This window comes from Martelella mediterranea, from assembly GCF_004342225.1.
Taxonomy (GTDB): domain Bacteria; phylum Pseudomonadota; class Alphaproteobacteria; order Rhizobiales; family Rhizobiaceae; genus Martelella; species Martelella mediterranea_B.
This window is the reverse complement of record NZ_SMAR01000009.1, coordinates 34,751-53,000: the sequence shown is the minus strand read 5'-3', so window position 1 is coordinate 53,000 and position 18,250 is coordinate 34,751. Positions and strand designations below refer to the sequence as shown.

At 54.9% G+C, this 18,250-nt stretch carries 15 protein-coding genes; 9 read left to right on the top strand and 6 right to left on the bottom strand.

Going from position 1 to position 18,250, the window contains the following annotated elements; all coding sequences use genetic code 11:
- Positions 1-426: 426 nt before the first annotated feature.
- Both EDC90_RS08095 and EDC90_RS08090 read right to left on the bottom strand, forming a co-directional pair.
- A complete protein-coding gene (locus EDC90_RS08095) occupies positions 427-1,344 on the bottom strand; it encodes a UDP-glucose--hexose-1-phosphate uridylyltransferase (RefSeq protein WP_245510988.1) in 918 nt (305 codons plus the stop codon).
- A gap of 67 nt (positions 1,345-1,411) precedes the next feature.
- Positions 1,412-2,056, bottom strand: a complete 645-nt coding sequence (locus EDC90_RS08090; protein ID WP_245510987.1) for a TetR/AcrR family transcriptional regulator — start codon at positions 2,054-2,056, stop codon at positions 1,412-1,414.
- 238 nt (positions 2,057-2,294) lie between these two features.
- Here EDC90_RS08090 and EDC90_RS08085 point away from each other — a divergent pair, with 238 nt between their 5' ends.
- The 5 genes from EDC90_RS08085 (at position 2,295) to EDC90_RS08065 (ending at position 8,206) form a co-directional block, all read left to right on the top strand.
- On the top strand, positions 2,295-2,654 hold the full coding sequence (locus EDC90_RS08085) for a hypothetical protein (RefSeq protein WP_132310344.1): 360 nt from the start codon (positions 2,295-2,297) through the stop codon (positions 2,652-2,654).
- 84 nt (positions 2,655-2,738) lie between these two features.
- Entirely contained in the window at positions 2,739-5,234 is a 2,496-nt protein-coding gene (locus tag EDC90_RS08080; RefSeq protein ID WP_132310342.1) for a beta-glucosidase, read from the top strand.
- A gap of 188 nt (positions 5,235-5,422) precedes the next feature.
- The gene (locus EDC90_RS08075; protein ID WP_132310340.1) at positions 5,423-5,902 is read left to right on the top strand and encodes an NUDIX hydrolase; all 480 of its coding nucleotides are present in this window, start codon (positions 5,423-5,425) and stop codon (positions 5,900-5,902) included.
- 34 nt (positions 5,903-5,936) lie between these two features.
- Complete coding sequence (locus EDC90_RS08070; protein ID WP_132310338.1) at positions 5,937-7,415, top strand: inorganic phosphate transporter; 1,479 nt, start codon at positions 5,937-5,939, stop codon at positions 7,413-7,415.
- 71 nt (positions 7,416-7,486) lie between these two features.
- Positions 7,487-8,206: a YoaK family protein gene (locus tag EDC90_RS08065; protein WP_132310336.1), complete on the top strand. Its 720-nt coding sequence runs from the start codon at positions 7,487-7,489 to the stop codon at positions 8,204-8,206.
- Here EDC90_RS08065 and dgt read toward each other — a convergent pair.
- Both dgt and EDC90_RS08055 read right to left on the bottom strand, forming a co-directional pair.
- Positions 8,197-9,531: a dGTP triphosphohydrolase gene (dgt, locus tag EDC90_RS08060; RefSeq protein ID WP_245510986.1), complete on the bottom strand. Its 1,335-nt coding sequence runs from the start codon at positions 9,529-9,531 to the stop codon at positions 8,197-8,199. The genes EDC90_RS08065 and dgt overlap by 10 nt on opposite strands.
- Positions 9,532-9,629: 98 nt before the next feature.
- Positions 9,630-10,268 (bottom strand): J domain-containing protein, encoded by a 639-nt coding sequence (locus tag EDC90_RS08055; RefSeq protein ID WP_132310478.1) that lies wholly within the window; start codon positions 10,266-10,268, stop codon positions 9,630-9,632.
- A 468-nt stretch (positions 10,269-10,736) separates the two neighbouring features.
- Between EDC90_RS08055 and EDC90_RS08050 the strand changes: the two genes are divergently transcribed.
- The 3 genes from EDC90_RS08050 to proX all read left to right on the top strand — a co-directional run bounded on the left by EDC90_RS08050 (position 10,737) and on the right by proX (position 14,029).
- Entirely contained in the window at positions 10,737-11,984 is a 1,248-nt protein-coding gene (locus EDC90_RS08050) for a quaternary amine ABC transporter ATP-binding protein (RefSeq protein ID WP_132310334.1), read from the top strand.
- An 18-nt stretch (positions 11,985-12,002) separates the two neighbouring features.
- Positions 12,003-12,914 carry an ABC transporter permease gene (locus tag EDC90_RS08045; RefSeq protein ID WP_132310331.1) on the top strand — a complete coding sequence of 304 codons (912 nt, stop codon included), beginning with the start codon at positions 12,003-12,005 and terminating at the stop codon, positions 12,912-12,914.
- A 110-nt stretch (positions 12,915-13,024) separates the two neighbouring features.
- Complete coding sequence (gene proX / locus EDC90_RS08040) at positions 13,025-14,029, top strand: glycine betaine/L-proline ABC transporter substrate-binding protein ProX (RefSeq protein ID WP_132310329.1); 1,005 nt, start codon at positions 13,025-13,027, stop codon at positions 14,027-14,029.
- Positions 14,030-14,123: 94 nt separating this feature from the next.
- Here the strand turns inward: proX and EDC90_RS08035 are convergent, their stop codons facing one another.
- Positions 14,124-15,599 carry an MFS transporter gene (locus EDC90_RS08035; RefSeq protein WP_132310327.1) on the bottom strand — a complete coding sequence of 492 codons (1,476 nt, stop codon included), beginning with the start codon at positions 15,597-15,599 and terminating at the stop codon, positions 14,124-14,126.
- A gap of 271 nt (positions 15,600-15,870) precedes the next feature.
- Here EDC90_RS08035 and EDC90_RS08030 point away from each other — a divergent pair, with 271 nt between their 5' ends.
- A complete protein-coding gene (locus tag EDC90_RS08030) occupies positions 15,871-16,359 on the top strand; it encodes a hemerythrin domain-containing protein (RefSeq protein ID WP_132310325.1) in 489 nt (162 codons plus the stop codon).
- Between the two features lie 74 nt (positions 16,360-16,433).
- Here the strand turns inward: EDC90_RS08030 and ettA are convergent, their stop codons facing one another.
- Positions 16,434-18,083, bottom strand: coding sequence for an energy-dependent translational throttle protein EttA (gene ettA / locus EDC90_RS08025; protein ID WP_132310323.1), 1,650 nt, complete (start codon positions 18,081-18,083; stop codon positions 16,434-16,436).
- Between the last annotated feature and the right edge of the window lie 167 nt (positions 18,084-18,250).

The window sequence follows — 18,250 nt, the reverse complement described above, 5'->3', positions numbered from 1 at the left end:
TTCATCTGTCAAGATTAGAGGGACAGCAGTGTAATGACAAATATGAAATTCAGCTTTTCAAGCCTCATGACCGCCCACGAAAGATCATGAAATTTTAAAGCGCGCTAACCAAGCGGTAACGTTCTTTCTCTAAAAAGGTGGGCAGCGGATGGTTGCACGGCATATAGCCCGGCCTTTGTTATTGCGTTGCCGGGCTGCCGTTTTCAGGTATAGCGTTTGCAACCTCCGCCGGCATTTTTCTCCGAACGCCTGAGCAGCCGGCCAAGACCTCTTGCGCAAAAATGCGCCCCCCCCTCTCTCAGCATCTGCATACGTTGAGCTCTGGACACTACGCGGTACCGTGAAAGCCAAGGCGGGAAATTTCCAACGCGAAACCTGACGGGCGATCCAGAAAAACAGATCAACCGCCCACGCCAAAAACAGCACTCAGCCTTTCAGATAATGTGTTTCCGGCAGGTCCAGCCGTTTCTGGGTGGCCTGTTCGGGCGTCAAATCCCGCTGAGGCGACCCAAGAAGCTCGAAACCGACCATGAATTTCTTCACTGTCGCGGAACGCAGAAGCGGCGGATAGAAATGCGCAGGCATCTGCCACTCATCGTGCGGCTCACCATCAACAGGACGCTGATGAAAGCCCATGGAATAGGGAAACGACGTCTTGAAAAGGTTATCGTAGCGGATCGTCAGCTTTGAAAGGGCTTCAGCCAGCTGAAGGCGTTCATCAGCGGTCATTTCCTCCATTGAACGGATGTGCCTCTTCGGAAGAACCATGGTCTCGAACGGCCAGACAGCCCAATACGGGACGAGGACGACAAAGCCTTCATTCTGAAAGAGAATGCGCTCATCAAGCGCCAGTTCCTGTTCGAGATAGGCCAGCAGCAAAGGTTTGCCGTGCTCATCATGATAGGCCAGCTGTGTTGTGCTCTCTTTGATCGCCTCGTTCGGCAGGTGACGGCTTGCCCAGATCTGTCCGTGAGGATGGGGATTGGAACACCCCATCATCGCCCCGCGGTTTTCAAAAATCTGCGCATAGGAAATATCGGGATGAATGCCGAGTTCTTCATATTGCGCAACCCATGCATCGACGACATGCACGATGTCATCGACATCCATCAGCGCAAGCGTCAGATCATGACGCGGAGAAAAGCAGATCACACGGCAGATACCGCTTTCACCTTCGGCCTTCAAAAGCCCGTCCTCAAAAACCTGCTTTGGCGAATCCTCAGTCAGAGCCGCAAAATCATTGTCAAAGACAAATGTATGCTCGTAGTCTGGATTGGTTTCTCCATTGATCCGGGTATTGCCCGGGCAGAGAAAACAGCCAAACGGTATTGTCAGTTTCGGCAACGGCTTCACCGGGACACGGCCAGAGCTGAACGTGCTCCGCCCCTTTCCGGCGAGGTCAAAAAAGCGTTTACGCCTCTTGTGACAGGTCGCGAACCAGCCGTTTGATATAGGCCCCAAAGATACCGCTCATATCAAGTAATTGCCCGGATCGCAGCCACTGCTCCTGCAGACCATCCATCATGGCGATAACCTCAGAAGCCAGACTTTCGGGCGACAAGGCCGCGTCAAGTGTGCCCCTTCCAATGCCAACCCGAAAAGCATCGGCGATCATCGTACGGGTTTCGTTCATGCGACGCTCAAACCACTCCTTGGCCGGATGATCGTCCGCCAGGCACTCCACGGAAAGCAAAGCAAAGACACGGACGACGCCCGGAATGCTTTCATTGTGCCGCACAATGGCGACAAGCGCCTTGAGCATATCCGGCCAGTCTCCGCCTTCGGCCGGCAGCATTGTCCGGGCCATTTCATCGCGGCGTTCCAGAACGGCTAGCAGAAGGTCGACCTTCCGCGGAAAGTGATGCAGCAACCCTGGCAGTGTCAGCCCGACTTCCTCGGCAACAGCGGCAAATGCAGCATTTTGATATCCCTGCCGCCCGAATATGACCATTGCAGCATCAACGATGGCTTCGCGCCGGCGTCTTCCTTTCAGATAGCTGCCACGCGCGCGCGCTCCGCTTTCGCCATCCTTCGTGACAGTTTCATTCTTTTTCACGCTGAACCTCAGTTAATGCGCACTCTTCAGCTGCTCTGCCTCTCGAATCGAGAAAAACCCACGCGCCGGGGAAAGCCAATTCACAGACATATCACCGGCCCACTCGACTCGAAAGTCAAACTCGGATAACAAAACCTATCAGTCAGTAGGTTTTATCTTAACCACGTTCCTCGCCGGTGATGGTGCCGAATTCGTTTGGGAAGCGGAAGCCGGGGCTCCCGAAAATGAGGAGGGGGAAATGAGTACATCCGATACAACGCATTTTCATGCGCAGGCGCACGAAACCGGAACCACAGCAGCACCACTTACAGACGTCAGCACCAGGTTTATTCTGCACTATTTTCTGGGTTTTATCGGCACCTGTCTGATGTTGATGACCCCGGCAGCGGTAACGCTGGCCGTCCGCGTCGGTGAAATTGCCGGAGACCGCAAAGAGGCCGCTCTTGGCACCATTGTCGGCATCGGCGCATTCGTGGCCCCGTTTTTCCTGACGATTGGCAGTAGCACGATCGGAAACTATCCGCTTCTGTACACCGTCGCGGCTTTGGTGGCGTTCCTCGGCGCAGTCTTTATTGTTCCTGTTAAAGGTTTTCGATAACCCATTGAAAGTATTAGGCCATAACCCCGTATATACAATCACCGTCAGCATGGCTTAAAAGACATTTCCGATTAGGAGGATGCTATGAGTACCAATCACAACGGTAAGAAGAACGTCGACATTGACGCCCTTCTGGACGACCTGACCCTGGACGAACAGGTCGCATTGATGGCTGGCGCTGACTTCTGGACCACCGTTCCCGTTGAGCGCCTTGGAATACCTGCGGTCAAGGTTTCCGATGGTCCGAATGGCGCACGCGGCGCAGGCGGCCTCACCAATGGAACACCGGCTTCGGCGTTTCCCTGCGCGATTGCGCTTGGAGCAAGCTGGAACCCAGATGCTGCCTACGAGATGGGGACCGCGCTTGCGGCTGAAGCCCGTTCGAAGGGTGCCCGTGTTCTTCTGGCTCCGACGGTGAACATCCATCGCTCAGGTCTCAATGGCCGCAATTTCGAATGCTATTCAGAAGACCCGACGCTGACCGCAATGCTGGCCGTTGCCTATATCAAGGGCCTTCAGGATCACGGTGTCGGCGCGACGATCAAGCATTTTGTCGCAAACGATTCTGAAATCGAGCGTCAGACAATCTCGTCTGATGTGGATGAACGCACACTGCGTGAAATCTATCTTCCGCCGTTTGAGGCCGCCGTCAAAAAGGCGGGCGTCTGGGCTGTCATGACCGGCTATAACCGGCTGAATGGCACTCATATGGATGCGCATAAATGGGCAATGACCGACGTCATGCGCGGTCAGTTCGGGTATGATGGCATTTTCATGTCCGATTGGTTTGGCACAAACTCGACCGCTGCTTCAGTTAATGCCGGGCACGACCTTGAAATGCCGGGGCCGACGCGCTTTCGCGGCGCACAGCTTCTGGCCGCCGTTGAAGCAGGCGAAGTTGAGCCGGAAACAATCCGCGCATCTGTCCGCCGCCTGCTGGTACTTTTTGAGCGCGTCGGTGCCTTTGACAGCGATGGTCCGGAGTCTGAAACGACGCGTGATGAGCCGGAAACCCGCGCACTGATCCGCAGACTTGGCGCTGATGGCGCCGTTCTTCTGAAGAACGAAGATCATTTCCTGCCGCTTTCAAAGGATGTTTCCGTTGCAGCTCTCGGCCCGAACGCCGCGATTTCCCGTCTGATGGGCGGCGGTTCAGCGCAGATCAACGCACCTTATCGGGTAACGCCGGTTGAGGGACTGAAGGCGGCATTCGGAGACAACCGCGTTTCGCAGGAAAAGGGCTGCTCAAATAACCGTCTCATGCAGGTCTGGCAGGGCGATATCGAACTGAGCTTCTTCCACGGTCGCAAGCTGGAAGGCAAGGCGATCCATACCCAGAAAGAAACCGAGCTGAACTGCTTCTGGTTCGACCTGCCAGTCCCCGGTTTCAACCAGAATGACTTTTCGGTCCGTGCCGAAGGAACATTTACACCGCGTGAAAGCGGCACATACTGTGCCGGTATGACCAATGCCGGGCTGGCGCGTGCCTATCTCGACGGTGAACTTCTCATCGACGGTGAAACCGACTGGGAAAAGGGAATGAACTTCTTCGGTCTGGCCAACGACGAACGTCGCGCAGACGTTCAGCTTGAGGCCGGACGGACCTATAACATCGTGCTCGAATACGCTTCACCGGGCGACGCTGACGACGGTATTACCGTTCGCGCTCTGCGCTTCGGCATCGAAAAGACGCTTGGTGAGCAGGAAATTGATGCAGCTGTCAGGCTCGCCGCGGAGCAGGACGTTGCGATCCTTTATGTCGGACGTCAGGAAGAATGGGACAGCGAAGGCCACGACCTGCCGCATATGACCCTGCCCGGCAGCCAGAACGAACTGATTGAAAAGGTCGCTACGGCCAACCCGAATACAGTTGTAGTGCTGCAGACCGGCGGTCCGGTTGAAATGCCATGGCTTGATAAGGTGAAAGCCGTGCTGCAGTTCTGGTATCCGGGACAGGAAGTCGGCTACGCAATTGCTGACGTTCTGACAGGCGAAGCCTACCCCGGCGGACGGTTGCCGCAGACCTTCCCGGTTTCCATGAAGGATAATTCGGCATGGACAGCTGACGCGCTGAGCTATCCCGGCAAGGATGGCCATGTGCGCTATGACGAAGGCGTGTTCGTGGGCTACCGTCATCATGACAGCAACAACGTACCTGTCCTCTTCCCTTTCGGCTTCGGCCTTGGCTACACCACGTTTGCCTGGGAAACAGCAACGCTCAGCTCTGATGTGATGGGCGAGTCGGACCTGAAAGTTACTGTACCAATCTCCAATACGGGAGCACGGGAGGGAGCGGAGGTCGTTCAGCTCTATGTTCGTCCGGATTTGATGGACGATGACGTCGCCGTTGCCCGACCGGAAAAAGAACTGCGGGCCTTCGCGCGTCTCGCTCTCAAACCAGGTGAAACGCAGATCGCAGAGATGAATATCGCGCCGCGCGATCTTGCCTATTTTGACGTCGAGCGCCAGCGCTGGCTTGCGCCTGCCGGTCGCTATGAAATTGTACTGGCCGTCAGCGCCACGGATATCCGTGAACGCGTTTCAGTCACGCTGAAATCCGAATGGTCTGAACCGGCCTGAGGAAAGCTGTGAAATCAAATTGAGAATTCGCCCGGATGGGCGAATTCTCCTCATATCCATTATAATTTCTCCTGACAGATGGCAGACTTGTCGTCAGTTTGCGGCCTGGCTGAACGTCTGAAACTTGAGAAGATGCCAACTTTTCGATACAGCAACGCAAGTGTCGTACACATTCAGTTGGTTGATTAATGATCGTCCGTCTTTGGAAAAACTATATTGCTCCGCTGATGCTTCGCCCGCCACGGGTTCAGATCGCTGCACTTTGCTATCGTCAGACGACGGGTGGCCCCGAAGTTCTGCTGATCACCTCACGCACAACAAAACGTTGGATCCTGCCGAAAGGCTGGCCGATCAATGGCACGGATGGTTCCGGAACGGCGCTTCAGGAGGCCTGGGAAGAAGCAGGCGTGAAAGAACATGGCGACCGGCCGATACGTATGGGACGATATCGCTACAAAAAAATTGTAAATGGATCTCTTCCGCTTCCAACGGACGTTTATGTGTACGCCGTAGAGGTGCATGAACTCTTCGACGCGTTTCCGGAAATGAGCGAGCGCGAACGGCAATGGATGTCTCCGCAGGACGCAGCCGAGGCCGTGGACGAACCCCAGTTGAAACTGATCCTGAAGACTCTGCCGGAGCGACTCGAAGACGCGCTGCAGCGCTGAATCCTGCGCGAAATTTATTCAAGGAAACGAAAAAGTGCATGATGACGCCACGCAGCAGTGGAAGACGCTCGATAAAGACCTGAACCGTCTTTCTCGTCTGGAAGAGGCTACGATGTATACTTCGCGCCCGCTTGTGGGCGTCGGGGTGAGCCTTGTTTTTGTAACACTGACCGTCGTTGCGGCTGCCATCTTTACGGGCGGGGAGCCTCAAAGCCTTGCGGTGATCGTAGCAGCAGCCTTCGGTGCCTATATGGCGCTCAATATCGGTGCCAACGATGTCGCCAACAATATGGGACCAGCAGTTGGTGCGAAGGCACTCTCGCTGCTCGGAGCCATCGCCATCGCAGCTGTTTGCGAAAGCGCCGGCGCTCTGCTTGCCGGGGGGGATGTCGTCTCAACCATCTCCAAAGGCATTATCGCGCCCTCCGCGCTTTCCAGCACCACCGTATTTGTGCGTGCGATGATGGCCGCCTTGCTGGCCGCATCCGTATGGGTCAATGTAGCCACATGGATCGGCGCGCCGGTGTCGACCACGCACTCCATGGTTGGCGGAGTGATGGGAGCGGGAATAACGGCTGCCGGTATCAGCACCGTGAACTGGGAGACCATGAGCGCCATTGCCGCCAGCTGGGTCATCTCCCCGCTCCTCGGCGGCATCATCGCCGCTGCCATGCTCGCCTTCATCAAATGGCGGATCATGTATGTTGACGACAAGATCGCCGCGGCACGAACATGGGTCCCGGTTCTGATCGGCGTGATGAGCGCCGCATTCGCAACATATCTGTCACTGAAAGGCCTGAAAAAGGTCATCGCAATCGATTTCTCGATCGCGCTTCTGATCGGGCTGGCCTCCGGACTGGTGATCGGCCTTCTGTCTGTCCCGCTGATCCGAAAGCAATCGCAGGGACTTGAGAACCGGAACCGTTCACTCAAGACGCTGTTTCGGCTGCCACTTGTGGCATCTGCTGCACTTTTGTCTTTCGCCCACGGCGCCAATGACGTTGCCAATGCCGTCGGTCCGCTTGCAGCAATTGCCTATGTTCAGAAATCCTCGGCAATAGCCGGCGAAGTGTCCATCCCGCTCTGGGTCATGCTTATCGGCGCGTTCGGCATCTCCTTCGGTCTTGTTCTTTTCGGGCCAAAACTGATCGGCATGGTTGGAAGCCAGATAACGAAACTGAACCCGATGCGGGCCTATTGTGTTGCACTTTCTGCGGCTGTCACCGTCATCGCGGCCTCATGGCTCGGTCTGCCCGTAAGCTCAACACATATCGCGGTCGGCGGCGTATTCGGCGTCGGATTCTTCAGGGAATGGTATGTCGAACGGCGCGCGCGGCGCATTCAGCGTGAACGGCCATCCGCAGAGAGAATACCCGGTCAGGAACGCGCGCGGCGTAAACTTGTCCGGCGCTCCCACTTCCTGACGATTATAGCCGCCTGGGTGATCACGGTTCCCGCGGCGGCTCTGCTCTCCTCAGCCTGTTTTATGCTATTAAGATTTATCGGCTTTTAGACCAGAGCTTTCACATAAAAGAACAACCGTATGATTTTAAAATATTTTCTTCTGAATTTTCGGACAGGCTGATGCTGATACAGGTCGGCGAAAAAAGAACCGTTGCATTTGATCTGCGCCTGGCCGTCTGGCTGGCGCTTGCCGCCGGAGCCGTTAATGCTGCTGGTTTCAGATCGCTTGGTTACTTCTCAGCCAACATGACCGGCAATGTCTCGGCCATGTCTGACATGCTCGCGCTTCGACAATGGATTGTCGCTGCCGGGCTCTTCGCACTTCTGGCCGCCTTTATCTTCGGAGCCTTCATCTCAGCCGTTCTCATCGAGGCAGGCCGCCGTCGACAGATTCGCGGCATTTATGCACTGAGCATATTGCTTGAAGCCCTCCTCCTGCTCGCGTTGACGGTGTTCGAGCTGACACTGCCCCAGTCAGTCAGCGCCATGGTTATGCTGGCCGGGCTCAGCTTTCTGATGGGGCTTCAAAACGCGGCAACAACACGTATCTCCGATGCCCGTGTGCGAACCAGTCATGTTTCCGGGATCGCCACTGATATCGGCATTGAGCTTGCGGCACTTCTGGACAGAAAAAACGACACGAAACCGATCATGCGGTCGAGATTGAAGCTCCATTCGGCAACGCTTTTGTCATTTTTTGGTGGCGGTGTTGCCGGCGTTTTAGGGTATGAGTGGATCGGGCCCTATGTCTTTGCTGTTGTCTCAGTTTTTCTGCTGGCCCTTTCCCTGCCTGCACTGCGCCACAGCTATGCAGCAAGATCTTCAGGCTCTCAGCCATAAATGATTTTCGAGACCTTGAGCGCATAACGATCCGTCATGCCCGAAACGTAATCCGCCAGGCAATGCAACGCCGAATAAGGATCATGTGCCTGCCGAAGATCAATATCGAGTGCGCGCCGCAGCTGCCTTGGGTATCCGGTCAGCTTTTCCGGTTCAAAGTCTGACTCGGCCAGAGCTTCAAACACGGGTAACAAACCATCGAGAATTCTGTGGACGAGGTTGCGCCCCATAACTTCCAGTTCGGTTTTTCTTGAAGCCGTGAAAATCCGTTCACTGGCGATTGTGCGCATCACGGCAAAGGCTGCCGCGCAAGAGCTGGCTTCAACCAGCCCTTTGCTGAAGGTTCCATGCATGATCGCGCTGTGGTTTTCGCTGAAAGCCTGACTGCAGGCTTCAAACGCGCGCCCGATCGCAACAGCGCGCAAAAATGCAATCTTCTCTGACTGCGTATCGCCACGGTCTTCGCGCGGAACCAGCCCGGCAACAGCGGCCAGAAGCTCAACGACCTCCCGATAACTCAATGTGCCCGCAGTGAAAGCATCTTCAAGATCAAGGATGTTATAACAAATGTCATCGGCTGCCTCGACGAGGAAAACCAGCGGATGGCGGCACCACCACCGATGCGGCCCCGCACCGGGAAGAAGGCCTGTCTGCTCGGCAACGGCACGCAACGCATCCGTATCGGATTCGAAAACACCGAACTTCTTCAAAGCCCCTGAAATTTCCGGATCTTCGCGCCTCGCCCGCGCCGTCGCGGGATATTTCATGAATGCACCCAACGTCGCATGTGTCAGGCGCATGCCACCCGGACGGTTCATTTCGAGCCGGGTGAGTATCCGAAAGCCCTGCGCATTGCCTTCAAAAGCTTCAAACTCTTCGGCAAAGCACTGACCGCGATCCTGAAACAGTCCGCTACGAGAATCAAACTTCTCGGCAAACCAATCACCAATAGCCGCCTCGCCGGAATGCCCGAAAGGTGGATTGCCGATATCGTGCGCAAGACAAGCGGCATGCACCGTACCGGCGACAACGGCCTGTCCGCCCGCTGCGATCAGACCTTCCTGCTCAAGCCAGTGACCGACCTCAAGGCCGAGCGAACGACCGACACTCGCCGTTTCCATGCTGTGAATCAGACGATGGTGAATGTGATCATTGTCATAAAGCGGATGCACCTGCGTTTTGTTCGCAAGCCGTCGGAATGGCGCGGAAAATGCAATCCGGTCTGCATCCTGATCATAGGCCGGACGATGCCTATCCTGCTGGTAGTCAGCACGATAGAGGCGATTAAGATCCAGCAGAGCCGGCCATTCCATTGACGTCATCATAATCTCCGGCAGTCTTCTAAAATCCAAAAAGGGCTGAATTTCTTTGAAGCAAACGCTTAAACGGATGCGAACCGTGCGTGGTCCATCAAACGACAACCCTATTCGGCCGCGTCATCCCGCCGGTGCGCTTCAGGCCCGTCAAGCTGATCCTTGTCCTCGCTATCCGGCAGGTCAATCTCATAGGAATATCCTTCCAGCATGGTATAAGCCTGCTCAATGGCAGCAATCTGCTCTTCGGCATTTTTGATGGCTTCGGCGATGGACTCGCTTCTGGCTCTCAACATCGCTCCCAGTACATCGGAACCGCTGTCATTGCGTGCTTTTTTCGCAACCCGATCCATGTGTTTTCGCACACGCGCGCGATGCCGTTCCAGTTCAAGAATGTGGAACCGGCTCTTGAGAATATCATCGGACAGCTTGCGGCGCATCGCGGCAATAGGATCAAAACTGCCAGGCTCACGCTCGTCGAGAATCATCTCGTTCACGAGCGGTTCCAGAAGCAACAGGCCTTTAAGGTCATTCGGCTCGGCCAGTTCCGGATCATAGCCAGTATCATCGTAGACCTTCCGGCGCACCGGATTCTTCAGCAGATCATAAGATGCCTGCAGTTGCCCGAAACTGTCTTCGTCGCCACCGCTGTCAGGGTGGGCTTCCTTCGCCAGTTTTCGATAAGCTGCCCGAACCGTCTTTTCATCCGATTTACGGTCAATTCCAAGCACTTCATAAGGGTCGATCAATGTATCACCCGTCACTCGTCATGAATGAATTCCACCTGACGTACTCCGCCCGGGCTTTAGGTTCAAGGCAACACCCCAAATCTGACTTGCCAGCGCCGGATATCTACACGATTCTGATTCAGAATAGGCAGTTTGGATATAAAAGGCAGCAATTCGTCGTGAATTTGACATCCATGAGCCATAATTCTAAATATCAGCCGTCGTCCGATGCTTTGAAAGCGTCTTTTTTGAGTGGCGATCGGGGTTCTATGGAGCCTGCGGGGTATGCGGATCGCTTTCAGTGCCTTTCTTTGGCGTCTGAAGGAGCCGCAAGGTCGCGGCGTGTGTCCACCACCACATCGGGGGCTTATGGCCTCGCCGCCCCATAAATGATGCGTGTGGAATGCGCCGTTCGCGGCAGCACGTGAACGCAAATAAGATCAGCCGCCTCGGGGAACTGTTTCCCTTGCAGCCGCGTTAGGAAGAGGTATGACAGTAAAACTGATCGCGAAGAATGTTTCCAAGCTTTTCAATGATGAAAGTGGCGAAGGCGCCAAACGCCTTGCCGCTGGTGAATCAAAAGAAGATATCTTTAAAGCGACCGGGGTCACGGTCGGTATCAATGATGTCAGCTTTGAGGTCAATGAGGGCGAAATATTCGTCATCATGGGCCTTTCGGGCTCTGGTAAATCCACTCTGGTACGCACCCTCAATGGTCTGATCCCGCCGTCCGGTGGCCAGATCATGATTGATGATGTCGATGTTGCATCGTGTGACAAAGACACACTGAAAAATGTGCGCAGACAGAAAATCACTATGGTTTTCCAGCACTTCGCCCTTTTTCCTCATAAAACGATTATCGACAATGTTGCCTTCGGTCTGAAGCTTAAAGGCATGGGCAAGGAAGAACGGCACAAGCTGGCGATGGAATCTCTGGCAAAGGTCGGCCTTGATACGTATGCCAACAGCTATCCGAGCCAGCTTTCCGGCGGTATGCAGCAGCGCGTCGGACTCGCCCGCGGTCTGGCCAATGACCCGGAAATCCTGTTGATGGACGAACCTTTTGGCGCCCTTGATCCGCTGATCCGTCGTGAGATGCAGGACGAATTGATGGTTCTTCAAAAAGAATTGAAGAAAACCATCATCTTCATCACCCATGACCTGAACGAGGCCATGATCCTTGGTGATCGCATCGCGATCATGAAAGACGGTGCATTCGTGCAGGTGGGAACGGCACAGGAGATCGTATCCGAGCCGGCAGACGACTACGTTCGTGCGTTCGTCTCCGATATCGACCGCAGCCGTGTCTTCAAGGTCTCCGATATCAGTGAAGATGCAGCATGGGTGAAGGTTGATGCCACCACGCGTGATGCTCTTCAGGTGATGGACCGCGCAAAATCCGACCTCGCCTATGTGGTTGAACGCGGCGTTCCGGTCGGCCTTCTCATGCGCTCAGTTGCCCTGGAACGCGACCGTTCGACGCCAGTGCGTGATGTCATGCTGGCCGAACCGCCGACAGTCGCAGAGGAAGCCTACCTCAATGAAGTCTATGGTGCTGCACAGAGCGGCGTTCCGGTGGCTGTAACTGACGACGACGGAAAGCTTGTCGGCGTGGTATCTCAGGAAGCAATCTTCGAACAGCTTGCCAGCGACGAAGAGCCGGCTGAAGACACAAACGAGAGCGGTGCTGATGATGAAAAGAAGCAGCCCGCCGCCGATAAACAGGCCTCGGAATAAGCTGACAGGAGACAAATTTTGTTCGATCCCTCACAATATCTTACAATCCCATTCGACGAATGGGTCAACGCTTTTGTCCGCGGCTTCCTGGTCCCGAATTTTCGGCCGTTCTTCCGTGCACTTCAGGTTCCGGTGAATGAAGTTCTGCAGGCATTCGACGCAGTCTTTGCCTTCATTCCGATGCTTGTCATCACAGCGCTTTTTGCTTTGCTGGCATGGCGTATCGTTGGTAAAACCATGGCAATTGTTACGATCATCGGCTTCCTCTTCGTTGATCTGATCGGCCTGTGGCCGGATACGATGACGACGCTGGCTATGATCATAACCTCGGTTCTGTTCTGTACGGTCATCGGTGTGCCGGTTGGCATTCTGGTCGCGCGCAGCGACACGATGTGGAAGATCGTCAGACCGATCCTTGATGTGATGCAGACGGTCCCAAGCTTCGTCTATCTGGTGCCGATCGTGATGCTCTTCGGCGTTGGTATGGCTCCAGGCATTATTGCGACGATCATCTTCGCCCTGCCTCCGATTATTCGTATGACCAATCTGGGTATCCGGAATGTCCGCACGGACCTGATCGAAGCTTCAGAAGCCTTCGGTGCGACATATTCTCAGACCCTGTTTGAGGTTCAGCTGCCACTGGCAATGCGCACAATCATGGCTGGCCTGAACCAGACCCTGATGCTCGCCATGTCGATGGTTGTTATCGCGGCTCTGATTGGTGCGGGTGGCCTGGGTCAGGTGGTTAACACGGGCCTTGGACGTCTGGACGTTGGCGGTGCCACGGCCGGCGGTGTCGGCATTGTTGTGCTGGCTATCGTTCTCGACCGGATCACGCAGGGCCTTGTCGAACCCGGCGACCCCAATCGCATGACATTCCGTCAGGCGCTGGCGGCTCTTTTCAGCGGTCAGAAGCAGGCCGCTGAATAAATCAGGACTGTGTCTTCACAGTCTTTAGAGGGATCTCCGATCCCTAGCCAAGATGGTTGCCCGGCTCTTCCGGGCAATAATCGCAACACAAAACACGGAGAAACACCACAATGACTTACGATCTTCGCAAGTTTTCCGCCGCGCTTCTGCTTGGCGCTGCCAGCCTTGTGCCGGCTGCCGCATTTGCTCAGGAGCCGGGTGACGGCAAGACGATCACGATGGCACAGGCTGACTGGGATACCGGCTGGTTTCAGGCCTCAATCTACAAGCAGATGTTTGAAGATCTCGGCTACACGGTGACAGGTCCGATGACACTTGGCGCTTCGGCGTTCTACCAGGCTGTTTCGCAGGGCGACGTAGACCTGTGGGTGAACGGCTGGTTCCCGCTGCACGACACTTACAAGTCCACATTCGAAGGCAAGGCAAAGGTTGACGGTGCTGTCGCAAAGGGCGGTGCGCTTCAGGGCTACCTTGTCGACAAGGCAGCCATTGAAGAATTCGACATCAAGACGCTCGACGACTTCAAGCGTCCGGAAGTCAAGGAAGCCTTCGACCGTAACGGCGACGGCAAGGCCGATCTGGTTGCCTGCCCTCCGGGCTGGGGCTGCGAACTGACCATTTCCAAGCATATGGAAGAGTTTGATCTCGGCGATGCCATCAACCCGATCAAGGCCGGTTACTCGGCTTCGATGGCCGACGCGATTGCAGCCTACCAGAACGGTGAACATATTCTGTTCTACACATGGACGCCGAACTGGACCGTTGACCAGCTCGCCCCCGGCAAGGATGTGATGTGGATCGAAGTGCCGCAGAAGGAAGGCGTTGAGCTTCCGGCACCTGCCAAGGGACTGGACACCTGCGTTGCCGATCCATGCTACATGGGCTTTGTCGCCAATGACATCGTACCGGTTGTCAACGATGACTTCATCTCAGACAACCCGGCAGTCGATGCCCTGCTGCAGGCGGCGTCCATTCCACTGCCGGCGATCTACGCACAGAACTCTGCCATGAATAATGGCGATGACAATGTCGACGCGCAGGCATCTGAGTGGATCAAGAACAATCAGGATCTGGTTGACGGCTGGCTCGAAAAGGCACGTGCTGCGGCCAAGTAATTGATTCTTAAGAATCGGCTATTCTGTCACACTGAAGCCCCGCGCAAAATCAGCGCGGGGCTTTTTTTATCTTAGCCGGGAGTGTGACTGTTCGTCATTCAGCCTCAAGGCTGATCCCTTTGGTTTCTATCCGGTAGAAGAAAGTGATGAGCGCACCCAGCAACGACGTTCCAACAAGAATATAAAGCAGAATCGTGGTCCCTATATCGGACAGAAGGATGGGGAACAAAAAGGCTGTAAGACAAGCCCCGATCTTGGCAAATGACGCGGCAAAACCAGCGCCGGTTCCACGAATGCGCGTTGGAAACACTTCACCCGCGATCAGATATGTCTGCGCATTTGGGCCGAGGTTGGTCATAAAATTAAACAACATGAAACCGGCAAAAATCAGCGCCGTCTGCATGGGACCATCAAACAAACTCGATTGAGCGGCGATAGACAGCCCGAGCGCGCAGCCAATGAATCCGAAAACCTGCAATCTGATACGTCCCAGCTTATCTGCAAGGAATACCGCAGCAACGACACCGACCAGCAGAAGAATATCAAGCAACGCGGTTCCCTTGGCAGCAATCAGATCGTTACTGATCAGATCGGCGATATTGTGCGCATTTTCACGCTGATGCCCCACTGTGGCCGCCAGAATGGTCGGCGTGAAAATACCGATGCCATAGGTTCCCAGATCCTGCAAAAACCACGGCACGGAAGCCAGAATGAGGGCACGCCGGTTTTCCCGGTGAAACAGGGCGGCATAGCCGGTCTTCGGCTTCTTTTTAGACGCGACCTCCTGAAGATCATCAATCTTCACTTCTGTCGGATAGGCAGGAACGCGCGAGAGCAGCTTCTCCAGTTCGTCTTCCGCTTCACGCTCCCGGCCACGTGCTGCAAGCCAGTGCGGACTTTCGGGAATGAAGAAACGCCCCACAAAAACGATCAGAGCAGGAATAATGGCTGAGGCATACATCCAGCGCCAGGCCTGGATCGAAGGGTCAAGAGTGAGAATGATGTAGCCGAGAATCGTGCCGAAAATTGCACCGACGGCCTGAAAACCGAACGCTGACAGGACAAGCCCACCGCGTGTATGAGACGGCGTACTTTCAGAAATGACAAGGTGCGCAGTCGGATAATCACAACCAAGCGCAAGCCCCATGCCGAACAGGCAGACTGCCAGCCACAGGAAGCTTGGAGTGACAATAATCGCCGCGAGAAAAGCGATAAAAAGACCCAGCTCAAAAATGAAAACACGCTTGCGTCCGAACCGGTCAGACAGTCCGCCCAGTGCGCTGGCGCCGATCAATATTCCGAAAAGCGACGCAGAGCCGACAATGCCATGCTGCGCAGCGTTGAGATCAAACTCCTTTGCGATCAGTGGGAGCGCGACACCGGTCATGAAAACGACCAGCCCTTCAAAAAACTTTCCGGCAACTGAAAGCCACCAGATACGCCACTGCATACCTGTCATTTTCGGTGAAGGCGCTTCTGTTCCATCCGCCCAATACGGCTTCTCATCGATGTAAAACTGGACCGTACGTCCGCAACTCACATCATCGAAAGTGCCTATTTTTTCGCTCATGCTCTGTCCCTTTTACGGTTGCCATGCGCCGCAAAAAACGGCGGCAAGGATCCGATAAACCAGTCATTTTAGTGTTTCGTGACAAAGAGCGAAGTTTTGAGAAATACATCCTTTCGTTGCTTTGAGGGCAAGAAATCCGGCCACCATTTTGGCAGGAAAATATTCGATTGCGAAAAATCGCGTATTCGCGGTCTTGACTTAAGTCAATGAAGACGAACGCTCTTTGACCGCTAATGCATCTAGCGGTCGGATTCTAAAACGGGAGGAACGAATGGCGACCGAACTACTCATATCACCGCACAAGGAGGCGGCCTTGGCCCAGCCGATGACTGACAATTTTTCGCTGGCTGGTGAATTGCAGTCGACGCATCGCGCCATTCACCGCATATGTGATTCTCTTGAAAGCATTGCTGACTCACTGCCGGCAAATGTCGACCGCAGGATCTGTCACAGCCTGTCACAGGAACTCGTGCCGGCGATTAAAGCCGCTCAGGAGTTCGAGGAAATGAAGATATTCCCTGCTGTCCGCAAGGCCGCAGGGGGGCGTGAAAGCGTGCTTGAGACAGTATCGCGTCTCGAATACGAGCATTTTGAAGATCTCTGTTTTGCAGAGGAAGTCGCAGACGTTCTCCGGCGGCTTTCAAATGGCGCGGCCGTCAATATTGAGGCAGTCGGCTATATGCTGCGCGGCCTGTTCGGAGCATTAAGGCGCCATATTGTGTTTGAAGAGGGGTACCTCGAAACAATGACACACTATTAGGACTGCAGTCTTACCAGCAAAAAGCCGCCCTTTCCGGGGCGGCTTTTTGCATTTCGCATGAAATTCAGTCTCTTTTAACGCGTCAGGCGCTTATAAGTCACGCGCTTCGGATTCACGCTATCCGGCCCGAGACGGCGGATTTTATCGGCCTCGTAGTCGGCAAAGTTACCCTCGAACCATTCAACATGACTGTCCCCCTCAAACGCCAGAATATGCGTGGCCAGACGGTCGAGGAACATACGGTCATGCGAAATGACCACAGCGCAACCGGCGAAGTTTTCCAGCGCGTCTTCCAGTGCAGCCAGCGTTTCGGTATCGAGATCGTTGGTTGGCTCGTCGAGCAGAAGAACATTCGATCCGGACTTGAGCATCTTGGCCAGATGAACGCGGTTACGCTGACCACCTGAGAGCGTGCCGACTTTCTGCTGCTGATCGCCGCCCTTGAAGTTGAACGAGCCACAATAAGCACGGCTGTTGACTTCATAGCTGCCGAGCTTGAGCACGTCAGAACCACCGGAAATTTCCTCCCAGACCGTCTTGTCCGGGTCAAGAGAATCGCGGCTCTGGTCCACATAGCCAAGATCGACGGTATCGCCGATGCGGATCTCACCATTATCTGGCTGCTCCTGCCCGGTAATCATCCGGAACAGTGTCGTCTTACCTGCACCGTTCGGGCCGATGATACCAACGATGCCACCGGGTGGAAGCTTGAAGCTCAGGTCATCGATCAGCCAGCGGTCGCCGTAGCCCTTGGAAAGACCTTCGGCCTCGATGACCACCTGCCCCAGACGTTCTCCGGTCGGAATAACAATCTGCGCATCGCCAGGGCGACGGTCAGCCGCTGATTTGACAAGTTCATCATAGGCACGGATACGCGCCTTTGATTTCGCCTGACGTGCCTTCGGGTTGGATGAAATCCACTGCTGTTCGCTCGAAAGTGCGCGCTGACGCGCTGCTTCTTCGCGACCTTCCTGCGCCATACGCTTGGCCTTGGCTTCCAGATAAGCAGTATAGTTACCTTCGTAAGGAATACCGCGCCCACGATCAAGTTCGAGAATCCAGCCAGTGACGTTGTCGAGGAAGTAGCGGTCATGGGTGATCATCAGGACAGCGCCGGGATATTCACGCAGGTGCTTTTCAAGCCAGGCGATTGTCTCGGCATCGAGATGGTTGGTTGGTTCGTCAAGCAGCAGCAGATCGGGCTGCGACAGAAGAAGACGGCAAAGCGCGACACGGCGTTTTTCACCACCGGAAAGATTGACAACATTGGCATCACCGGGCGGGCAGCGCAGCGCGTCCATGGCCATTTCAACCTGGCTTTCCAGATCCCAGAGATTTTGGCTGTCGATGATGTCCTGAAGCTTGGCGGCTTCATCGGCCGTCTCGTCAGAATAATTCATCATCAGTTCATTGTAGCGATCCAGCGTTGCCTGCTTTTCAGCAACACCTTCCATCGCATTTTCCATCACTGTCTTGTCTGGATTGAGCTCCGGCTCCTGAGGCAGATAACCAACGGTAGCACCCTCCGCGACCCAGGCTTCGCCTGTATAGTCATTGTCGAGCCCGGCCATAATTCTCAGCACTGTCGATTTACCCGCACCGTTCGGCCCGAGGATACCAATCTTGGCATCGGGGTAAAAAGACAGGTGAATATTCTCAAGAACCTTCTTGTTGCCATAGGCCTTGTTGAGGCCGGACATGTGGTAGATGAACTGACGTGCCATAGACCGATTATTCCTGCTTGTTGCGAGGTTTCCTTGGGGAGGCTTTTTAGGTTAAAGCCGCGCGCTGCACAATCCACACGCGCTGAATTCACACCATTGACGGCGCCACCCGCGTGACCAGCCGAACAAATGCCGACCTCATGCGTTGGGCCTAATGGAAGATTGGC